The organism is Aquimarina aggregata (genome assembly GCF_001632745.1).
GTDB classification, from domain to species: Bacteria; Bacteroidota; Bacteroidia; order Flavobacteriales; family Flavobacteriaceae; genus Aquimarina; species Aquimarina aggregata.
The window spans coordinates 1-7,154 of the sequence record NZ_LQRT01000023.1; the positions used below are offsets into that span (position 1 = coordinate 1).

9 protein-coding genes are annotated in these 7,154 nt (G+C 31.3%); all 9 read left to right on the top strand.

What is annotated here, in order from left to right; translation table 11 throughout:
- Positions 1 to 157 precede the first annotated feature (157 nt).
- The 9 genes from AWE51_RS15330 to AWE51_RS15370 all read left to right on the top strand — a co-directional run bounded on the left by AWE51_RS15330 (position 158) and on the right by AWE51_RS15370 (position 6,864).
- Complete coding sequence (locus tag AWE51_RS15330; RefSeq protein ID WP_066315021.1) at positions 158 to 661, top strand: hypothetical protein; 504 nt, start codon at positions 158 to 160, stop codon at positions 659 to 661.
- Positions 662 to 864: 203 nt separating this feature from the next.
- Positions 865 to 2,142, top strand: a complete 1,278-nt coding sequence (locus AWE51_RS15335; RefSeq protein ID WP_066315023.1) for an alpha/beta hydrolase-fold protein — start codon at positions 865 to 867, stop codon at positions 2,140 to 2,142.
- A gap of 94 nt (positions 2,143 to 2,236) precedes the next feature.
- On the top strand, positions 2,237 to 2,941 hold the full coding sequence (locus AWE51_RS15340) for a hypothetical protein (RefSeq protein ID WP_066315025.1): 705 nt from the start codon (positions 2,237 to 2,239) through the stop codon (positions 2,939 to 2,941).
- A 199-nt stretch (positions 2,942 to 3,140) separates the two neighbouring features.
- Positions 3,141 to 3,689, top strand: a complete 549-nt coding sequence (locus tag AWE51_RS15345; RefSeq protein ID WP_066315027.1) for a hypothetical protein — start codon at positions 3,141 to 3,143, stop codon at positions 3,687 to 3,689.
- Between the two features lie 170 nt (positions 3,690 to 3,859).
- Entirely contained in the window at positions 3,860 to 4,786 is a 927-nt protein-coding gene (locus AWE51_RS15350; protein WP_198403837.1) for a PLP-dependent cysteine synthase family protein, read from the top strand.
- 143 nt (positions 4,787 to 4,929) lie between these two features.
- Positions 4,930 to 5,493 (top strand): hypothetical protein, encoded by a 564-nt coding sequence (locus tag AWE51_RS15355; protein WP_157766127.1) that lies wholly within the window; start codon positions 4,930 to 4,932, stop codon positions 5,491 to 5,493.
- A gap of 122 nt (positions 5,494 to 5,615) precedes the next feature.
- Positions 5,616 to 5,843: a hypothetical protein gene (locus AWE51_RS15360; protein ID WP_066315038.1), complete on the top strand. Its 228-nt coding sequence runs from the start codon at positions 5,616 to 5,618 to the stop codon at positions 5,841 to 5,843.
- A gap of 16 nt (positions 5,844 to 5,859) precedes the next feature.
- Positions 5,860 to 6,204, top strand: a complete 345-nt coding sequence (locus tag AWE51_RS15365) for a hypothetical protein (RefSeq protein ID WP_066315040.1) — start codon at positions 5,860 to 5,862, stop codon at positions 6,202 to 6,204.
- 222 nt (positions 6,205 to 6,426) lie between these two features.
- Positions 6,427 to 6,864 carry a GNAT family N-acetyltransferase gene (locus AWE51_RS15370; protein ID WP_232517394.1) on the top strand — a complete coding sequence of 146 codons (438 nt, stop codon included), beginning with the start codon at positions 6,427 to 6,429 and terminating at the stop codon, positions 6,862 to 6,864.
- Positions 6,865 to 7,154: the final 290 nt, after the last annotated feature.

Below are 7,154 nucleotides of genomic sequence, written 5' to 3' on the forward strand. Positions count from 1 at the left end.
AAATTAAATTAAAAAGCATAAAGCACACAACACTGTGTATGATTTCATTTGGCAAATAGTTTGTCTACGCTAGCGCTTCGCAAACGATTATCACCAAACAAAACATACACTTAACGTTAACATTAATTTGAAAAAATTAAAAAACAAATATTGAAAAATGAAAATTTACTTCTTATATCTTTTTATCTCATTATTATCAACATCTGTTTTTAGTCAAAATAAATATTCAATAATATATGAAGCTGATGCTAATGGTGAAGTAATATCAGGGAATATTAATGATTTAAAAACGGCTATTCAAAATGGAAACCCTATAAGAGTCGGGTGGACTTTGAAATTACAAAATGACAAAGGAGATGTCAAAGAATTAGAGCATTGGACTGACTCAAAATTTCTAACTATAATAGACAACAACGTTTATGCTCAAATACACTCAATTTATCAACAAATAACAGATTTCAATAATCCTGATGGAGCATCAAAATTTTTAGACAATCAACCAAATGGATGGGTTGCAATTATAAGTACTTCTGGGATTATGAGACAAAAATATGCAGATATCTTAAAGTGGACTGAAGGTATGTCTAAAGAAGAAATTAATGCAATGGTTAGTGAGATGGAAACTTCAAAAGTGAAAACGAAATGGGCTACTATTGAATAAAAACTAATGTCAACACTATATATAAAATCAGAGCAAAGTTTGGTACCAATCGAAAGGTCATTTCCTTTTTGTAGTGGCGCTAAATTTTTATAAATTGAACAAGAAATAAAAATGCGCAGATAAATCGATTGGTTTAAGCTTACTTGCCCTGCTCCGATTCATATATTCACCGTTATGTGTAAGCGCAAAAAATATATAACTTAATGATAAAACTTAAACAACTATTCACTCTCTTTTTATTATTGGGCTTTATAGCTTGTGGAAAAAAAGAAAAACTTCAAAAAACCGAAAAAACCAATTCAACTAAATCTAATCTGGGAATTCAGATTGGTAAATTTGACAGCATAAAGTCTGACATTCTAAATCAAGAAAGAGAACTAATTATTTACCTTCCGGAAAGTTTTAAAAACCCTAATAGAAAAAGAAATAAATACCCAGTCGTTTATCTATTAGACGGAGCCTATAATTTCGTTCCTTTTATTGGAATGCTAAAACAATATAGCGAAATGAACGACACTAAAATCTTACCTGAAATGATTGTGGTCGGAATTCCTAACATAAACTTTAAAAGTAGAATGATGGACTTTTCTCCAACTACAGATGGAAATCCTGAACAGTTTGGAGGCGGAAATAAATTTTTAGAATTCATTAGAAAAGAACTTTTTCCTCATATTGAACAAAGTTATTCGGGATCTAACAAAAATAGAACAATTGTAGGTCATTCTTTTGGAGGTCTAGTAGTTATGAATTCCCTAATTCAATACCCACAGATGTTTGACAATTATCTTTTAATAGATGGTTCTTTAGATTTTGATGACCAACTATTTCTTAAAAACTCTAATTATAGTTTAAAAGAAAAAAAATTAGAAGGCAAAAATCTATATATTGGAATTGCTAATACTGCAACTTATGGAAGTAACTTAAACAGTATAAAAAAAGACACAATTCGAGCAAATAAATTTGTTCGGCATTCATTAGAACTTGTTAATCAAATAGAGAATCTAGATACTGGCATAAATATGGAATGGAAATATTATGAAGATGATACTCACGGAAGTACGGCATATCTTGCGCAAAAAGACGGATTTCGGTTTTTCTATTCATGGTTTGAATTTAAAGAAGAACATAAATATCGAAGCAAATACTTTATTCCAAAAACAATAGGTGATAGATTCGCTAATTTGACTAAAGTACATTTTGACTCTATATCTAAAAGACTTGATTATAATTTTTATCCAGACAAAGAATGGCTAAGTAGCAACGCTAATATGTTATTAAATTGGCATCAACAACCAAATCAGGCAAAAGAAGTTTTTGAATTAAATAAAGAATATTATCCTAAAACTCCTTCGGTATACAATGATCTGGGAGATTTTTATCTTTCTCAAAAAGACACCGCTAAAGCAATTGAAAACTATAAAAAATCTTTGAATTTTGAACATAATCCCTCTATAAAGGATATATTAAATGAAATAGAGTAAAAAAAGCATACACATAACACTATATAACAAAACATAGTTGCCCTTCGGGACAACAACGTTTGTTATATTTAACGTTAGCCACAAGCTGAAAAAATTGAAATACTATATAGGAGCATATTATTTAATTAAACTACGAAAGTCCAACTTTGGAACTTACGAAGGAGAAAAATTACATACTTGTAGCACCTGTATCAACGATTCATATTTTGACGCTTGGTCAATTTCTTGGGCTGAAGATGGAAAAAACGTTAATTCAGAAACAAAATCAGATTTTAACCTTAACGAAAAGCTGATTAAAGAAATTCACAATTGGACGGACAAAAAAATGGAGGAAAACAAAATCGGTTGGATTTGCACTTTTGCCGATTTAGAAACTTTAACCGAATATAAAAGCTCATTTTTCCCAAAAGCAGAAAGTGAAATATTGAGTATTAACTTTCCCGAATCAGAAAGAGATGAATTACTAAATTTATTCAATCCTGAAAAGACAAGTCTTGGAGAAATCGGACTTTCAATAAATTTAAAAAATGGAATTACAGAAAATAATAGCGAACAGACTTTAGGGTACGACTTAATCGGAATTGAAGATAGTAGTGAATTTCACAGTTTTCATTGCCACGATTTGGCAAATGACTTAATCAAAAAATTCGGAATTGAAATAAACGAATACGGACTGATTAGGGAAAATGACAAATGGACTGAAATAGTGGAATATATGAATGACGAAAAAAACGGATTTGAATCCTCACCTTGGTTTTATGTGAAAGTGAATAAAGTTACGGAAAAAGCCAGTGGCTAACACGGTATAAAAAACATAGGGCATTTGTGCTAATTCCAAAGGTCTGTGTCTATTTACAAAGTCGCCAAATATAAAATTTGGCATTTTCAACAAAAAAGATAAAAGCAAAATATTATATTTGGCTTAGTAACAACCCGAAACGTATCGCTTATCACCTGCCCTACGTTTCTTATACTGAACGTTAGCCTACATATATAACATGACAGAAAGTATTGACGAATTAAAACAAACTTTAAAATCGATTATCCTTTCAGGACCTTTAAAGGAAATAAACTTCTATCAAGTTAATGACAACTTTTTTGAATTGTCGAACGAAGGTATTTGGATAATCGATGCTGGAATTGAATTGAAATTCCCTTCCGGAATTATTTCCACAGCTTGGAATTCTAAACTCGAATGCTATGTTATGGAAAACAAATCTGTCGAAACTATATACGGACAAGATAATTTGCATCAACTAGACAATAAAAACATCTCTGAATTAAAAAAATATGTTGGATTAAATGTTGTGAATTCCAGTTTTAAAAGTATGGAATTTGAGTATGTTGTCGACTACACAATGAGAATGGAAAAAGAAGAGCGTTTTGTAGAACTAATTCTTGAATTTCAGAACAAATCCAAAATCCAAATAGCATTTATACACTATACTCTGGAAGAAAATAGAAGACCCAGTAATTTTTCGTTTAGCATAATAACGGAATTACTAATCTCTACGGAAAAGATTGTGGAGATAAAAAACGTAGGCTAACAACATATATGTTATCATAGCAGCTAAGTAACGAATCGCAAGGTTCCTGTATGTATAGCAAGGCGCAATGCTTGCAGAATGGAAAAGTTAGCAATCACTGCGCAGGAAAAATCGAAAAGCAGGTAACATTTTGCTCTGCTACGACACATATATTAAACGTTGTACGCAATTTGAGAAAAACCCAAATGGAAGGAATAGGAAACACACCACTTGTCAAACTAAAACACCTTACAGATTCTAATTCTGCAGATGTTTATGTGAAAGTTGAGGGAGCTAATCCTACTGGAAGTATGAAGGATAGAATGGCACTAGCTATGATCGAAGGTGCTGAAAGAAGAGGTGAATTAAAACCTGGTGGAACTGTAGTTGACTATACAGGTGGAAGTACTGGCAGTTCTTTGGCAATGATATGTTCTGCAAAAGGTTATAAAGCACACTTTGTTTCTTCGGATGCTTTTGCCGAGGAAAAATTGCAAACTATGAGAGCATTTGGAGCGGAACTTGAACTGATTCCAAGCGAAAATGGAAAAATAACAGCTAGAATTATTGATAAAGCACTCGAAAGAGTTCGAGAAATAGCAAAACAACCAAATACGTTTTACACTAACCAGTTTAAAAACATTGACAATCGTAATGCCTACCATAAAATGGCATACGAAATAATGGATGTTTTAGGAAATGATATTCATGAATTTATAGCTGGTGTAGGTACTGGAGGATGCTTTTCTGGAAACGCAGAAATATTCAAAAAAGAAATTTCAGGAATTAGATGTATTCCTATAGAACCTTTTAATGTAAGAACATTATCTGGTGGTGATACGTCAGGAACCCATAGACTTGATGGAATGGGAGCTGGATTTATTCCAGAAATTTGTCGATTGGATTTAGCAGATGAAATAATTTCTGTAAAAGATGAAGATGCATATAAAACAGCTAGAAAATTAGCAAGAATTGAAGGCGTTTTTGGAGGAACTACATCTGGTTCCAACGTTTGGGCTGCTTTACAAAGAGCTAAAATAATTGGAAAAGGAAAAATAATTGTAACTGTTATTTGTGATTCAGGATTAAAGTACTTAAACGGAGATTTGTACAAATAAAAAACTGCGTACAACATTGTATATAAAAAATAGCTCAAGTAATTGCTAACACTAAGGTTTGAGCATTTTTAGAAAGTCGCCAAATTTTTAAATTTGACGATTTCCAAGTAAAAAAGATAAATAGTAAAATTTAAAAATTCGGCTTGTGTTTAATCCGAAAATTAGCCGCTTATTTTCAGCGCTACTTTTCATATACGGAGCCGTTAGCATTAATGATGGAAATCAAATCAATTTTATTAATAGTTTTTGGATCATTAGCGGTAATTGTATTGATCCGAAAATTGTTCTACACCAAAAAAATGGATCTTGATACTTATTTTGATAAAAAAAATGAGTGGTCGATTTTGATAAGTTCTGGACCAGTTAAAATATTAAGCAAATATGCTGGAGAGATTAGATTCGGCCCTACTTATATTTATTTAAAATCGGAACCTGAAAATATATTTGAAAAGCAAATCTTTGGTGATTGGATATATAAAGCTGACAACGGAGTTTATTTACAAAAGTGGAATTCTAAACAAGATGCAAAAACTGACCTAATTTTTTACGATACTGACAAGAATCAGATTGATATAATTGAGTATGGTATTAACTCATTTTTTTGGGAGATAGAAAAAGACAAACACAACAATCTCACCTTGATATCTGACAACGGAAAACAAAAACGACGAATTAAAATAACTAATGCTAACAAGATGTATACTTAATTGCTACGGAATTTCCCAATCGGAAATTCACTCACATTAACTATCTTTAGTAACGGCGGAAAGTACTCGCGTACTTTCTCGCAACTAATCATACACAAACCGTTAGGTGTAATTTGACAAAAATGAAAAAATTAGATGTAAAACATTTTCTTGGAATCTATCAAATTAGGAAAAGAATGCAGGAAGATGGAATTACAAATCCAAATGAAGAAGTTAAAAAATTCACAAGAGAATTTGTTGAAAAACTGTCAAAGCTACCTTTAGATGAAGAAATTAAAATTGAGAATCATTCCTTCTTTGATTCTAATGGAAACCTAATTACGAAAATCCCAATTAAAGAAAACGAATAATTTAAATAGAATAAAAATGAGTCAAAATTTTGATTTTCATAAAACAACAATGCCTGAAAGTAGAAAAGCTGATTATTATCTATGCTGTTTAGATAGTTCCGTTTTTATTGATTTCAATTCGTCTGCTGAAAATGAAATATCATTGGTTAGGATTTCTTTTGATGGATTTGGGTGTTGTAACCTTGATGAAAAAGCAAAAAAACTGAGCCCGAAAGAGTCTCTAAAATTCATCAAAGAGATGAAACAAAATAAACTGAATCAGGAATCAATAACTGAATTGGTTAAAAAAGCAATAAAAATTAACAAAGAGTTTATTTGGACAGATGCATTGGAAAGATATAAACTGATTGAACAAGAATAAAAAACTACACCTAACACGGTGTATAAAACATGGCTAATAATTGCAAGACTGAAGGGTTTGTGTATATTTAGAAAGTTCCGCCAAATTTTTAATTTGGCTTTTAAAAAGAGAAAAATTAAAAACAAAATATAAAAATTTGGCTCTGTGTTTATCCGAAAAACAAGTATCTTTTTAGACGCTACGTTTCATACACAAACCGTTAGCAACAAGCTGATCACTCAAATGGAAATGAAGACTGAATTTAGTATTGAACCTTGCGAAAAGGAAAATATAAAAAAAATCGTCGACGGAATTAACGAATATAATTTAAGTAAAGTTCCAGCAATTGCTGACATTTGGACTCGCTTGGAATTTGTAGCCAAAGATGAAAACGGAATCGAAATTGGTGGAATATTAGCCGGACTTGGATATTGGAATGGACTTGAAATTAATATTTTGTGGGTAAAAGAAGAATACCGAAAAAAAGGAGTTGGTACACGGATTTTAAAACACGCTGAAAAAATAGCTATTGAAAAAGGAGCGAAAATTTCAATGCTTGACACGTTTGATTTTCAAGCAGAAGAATTTTACTTAAAAAACGGATATAATCCAATTGGAGAAATGAATGGTTTTCCAGAAGGACACAGACGAATATATTTCTCGAAAGAACTAACAGAATAAATACCCAGTTGCTAACATCATATATAAAATCAGAGTAAAGTTTAGTGCTTGCTCGAAGATCATTTCCTTTTTGCAGTGGCGCTAGATTTTTATAAATTAAACAAGAAATAAAAATGCGCAGATAAATCAATTGGTTCGGGTGTTTTGCCTTGCTCCGATTCATATATTTGGCGTTACCTGCAAGCAGAAAAATGAATATTCCAAAAACATCAGATGACCTTAAAAATGAATTCTATTCCTCAATTGACTTAATTGATAAAATAGGAGATCTAAGGATTCGACAGCTGACT